Here is a 2891-nt window from a genome sequence, read left to right on the forward strand (position 1 = left end):
GCGCGGCGGGATTACGCTGGCCGGTGGCGAATTAAGGCTGTTATGGGCGGATGAGGAGGCAACAGTTTTCCATCCGCCCAGGGCCGACCGGCAAATGCGTCCATCAGCCAAGTGGCCTGTAGCTTCCTGCTCCAAAAAGAAATTTTCAAAGTCCATATAAACATCCGGTATCTTCGATGCAGGCGCAGGACGTTATTGAGATCGGCCTGAAGTCAGTCAGGCGCCATAACACCCTGGTCAAGCCAGAGGACCAGATGGCATGGTGAAGCCCTATGAAGACGCACCCCCAGAAATCCTTCTTTCATTAAGCATGAGATATAAGTGGAAGGGTACAGGAAATGATAGGGACAGGTATGTAATGCGCGGCTGTGGCAAGATCATGCAGGCCCTGGCAGTTGGCATACTGCTTTTTCCCGCGTCGGTCATGGCAGGGGAAGACATCCCCAAGGATGTTAGCGTTTTTGTACATGATGCAGAAATCTGCCAGTATTTGAGCGGGGAATTTGATGACACGCTGCCTGACGACAGGAAAAAGGAAATAATTCGGGAGTCAGACAGGCATTGCAGCGGAATTGACAAACGCCAGAAGCGCCTTGGCGCAAAATATGCCGGACGCCAAAAAATAATATCAAGAATAAATGCGTATGATTTCGGTAACTGAAAGTATCCACGCCCGCGCCTGAATGGCGCGCCCGGGCTTTCCGTGGCGTGACCTGAAATACAGTCTGTAGCTACCTTTTACCCGTTCCGCGCCCCGGTCATGCCGCGCGGAACGGGCAAGGGGTACGTAACCGGCCATATATGCCGCGCGCCTTGCGTCGCGCCGCCCCCCTTGAACATCCACCCTAACCCCACATGGCGTCACGCGCCATGGCCGCGACCCGCCGCCCGTGCATCCGCAGGGCGGCTTTTTCTGTTCTTGCAAGGAAACCGAGCCTCATGGCCATTGCCAATTTCCCCGCAGCCCTTCAGCCGGTCATCCAGCAGGGGTTCCTGTCGCGCGCGTTTCAGGATGCGCTCCAGTCGCGGCTGGGCTTCCGCTCCATTGCCGACCAGATGGAATTCCCCGCCCGCATCGGCCAGACCATTACCGACACCCGCGCCGGCCTGCTGCCGCCCGCCACAACGCCGCTCAACCCCACCGCCAACACCAGCTTTGACAATGGCATGACACCCGCCGAATGGTCGGTTGAGCAGTACACGCTGACCATCAACCAGTACGGCAACACCATGGATCTCAACCAGGTGACGGAAGGCGTGGGCATTGCCAACCAGTTCCTGGCCAATGCCTCACGTCTTGGTATCAATGCCCGCCAGACGCTGGACCGGCTGGCGCGCAACGCGCTGTTTGGCGGAGCGCAGAATGGGGTGGGCGGCTATCTGGGCGGCAATACGCGCGTCACGGCCACGCTGGGATCGGCCGGTGCGGTGGTGGCGGTGGACGATATTCGCGGCTTCCAGAATATCCTGTCCGATGAGGGACAGGTGATCGCGGTCGGGGCCTCGGGCGGCATGACGGTGACCATCGGGGCGGGATCGTACACGCTGGTGGGCACGACGGCGGACGCCACGAACACCTCCACCGCGCCAGAAGGTGTTTCGGGCACGTTGCTGCTTTCGGGCAATGTGTCGGTATCCAACGGTACAGCGGGCAATGCCGTCATGGCGGCCACCGCGCCGCTGGTGCTGCGGCCCAATAATCGCGCCACCACGGCGGCGCTGGCGGCGGGCGACCTGCTGACGGTCCAGTCCATTCTGGGCGCGCTGGCCACGCTGCGCGACAACAACGTACCCACGCCCGATGGCGGGGTCTATCACTGCTATCTGGACAATGCGCAGCTTCTCGGCCTGTTCCGTGATGATGACTTCAAGCTGCTCTATCGCGGGCAGTATGGTTCCGACACCTACCAGACGGGCCAGATCTTCGACCTGCTGGGCGTGCGTTTCATTCCCACCACGGAAGCGCCGCAGCAGGCGTCGCTGGGGGCAGGGGCGATCCACCGCGCCATCATCTGCGGGCAGGGCGCGCTGATCGAGGGGGATTACGCCAATATCGGCACCCATTACGCCCCGCTGCTTGATGGGGGCGAGCTGACGGATGTGGAGGGCGTGTGCATGATCACCCGCCCCGCGCTGGACCGGCTGGCGCAGATCATCGCGCAGTCGTGGTCATGGATTGGGGGGTTCGCGCTGCCCACCGACCTTACGGCCAACACCACCGTCATCCCCACAGCCACCAACAGCTACCTCAAGCGTGGCGTGGTGATCGAAAGCCTTGGCGCGGGGGCGTAAGGCCAACGCCCCGCCGGTGCGGCCAGAAATGGTCGCACCGGTAGCTGCCGCAATAGATTCAACAGGGGGCCAGACATGACAGATACAGTGCCCGCCACAACGGACACATCCACCACCAGCGCCGCCACTCCCGCGCCCGGCCCCGCCTTTCCCACCGCCGCGACCCTGCCCGGTACACCGCTGGTGGACACGGAACTGGCGCTGGCGCGGCGTTATATGGGCTACCCCGCCATGGGCGGGGTGGATAGCGGCATGCAGTCGTGGCGGTTTTTCCGTGTTTACGGGTTCAACGAATGGCGGCTGCGCAACCTCGCGCCAGCGGAATGCGCGCAGGCGCGGGCCTTCGTGGCGCAATGCCAGATGCTGGAAACCGCCATCATGAACGCCACGGCCAATCTCGATACCGAACGCGCGGCGGTCTGGACACGCAACCGTACCGAAGTGCCCGACCGCTTTATGCTCTATACACGCTGGCGGGTGCAGTTCTGTAATTTTCTGGGCGTGCCACCGGGGCCGGGGCTGCGCGGGGTGGGGAGATCATCATCTGATGGACCAGCCGACCCTGAACCGCCTTGTCGCGACCGGTTTCGCCCGCGCGG

Annotated in this window: 3 protein-coding genes; all 3 read left to right on the plus strand. The window is 62.3% G+C overall.

Annotated elements, in window-relative coordinates; translation table 11 throughout:
- Positions 1 to 259: 259 nt before the first annotated feature.
- Positions 260 to 661: a hypothetical protein gene (locus JCM25156_RS12795; RefSeq protein ID WP_148299390.1), complete on the plus strand. Its 402-nt coding sequence runs from the start codon at positions 260 to 262 to the stop codon at positions 659 to 661.
- A 278-nt stretch (positions 662 to 939) separates the two neighbouring features.
- The gene (locus JCM25156_RS12800; protein WP_025813379.1) at positions 940 to 2292 is read left to right on the plus strand and encodes a hypothetical protein; all 1353 of its coding nucleotides are present in this window, start codon (positions 940 to 942) and stop codon (positions 2290 to 2292) included.
- A 75-nt stretch (positions 2293 to 2367) separates the two neighbouring features.
- On the plus strand, positions 2368 to 2891 hold a 524-nt coding region (locus JCM25156_RS24225; RefSeq protein WP_025813380.1), incomplete at its 3' end, for a hypothetical protein.

Source organism: Komagataeibacter kakiaceti JCM 25156 (assembly GCF_000613305.1).

Bases quoted from the DNA above. Each gene is read 5' to 3' on its own strand.
- JCM25156_RS12795 (WP_148299390.1), top strand. From the start codon at position 260: ATGGTGAAGCCCTATGAAGACGCACCCCCAGAAATCCTTCTTTCATTA.
- JCM25156_RS12800 (WP_025813379.1), top strand. From the start codon at position 940: ATGGCCATTGCCAATTTCCCCGCAGCCCTTCAGCCGGTCATCCAGCAG.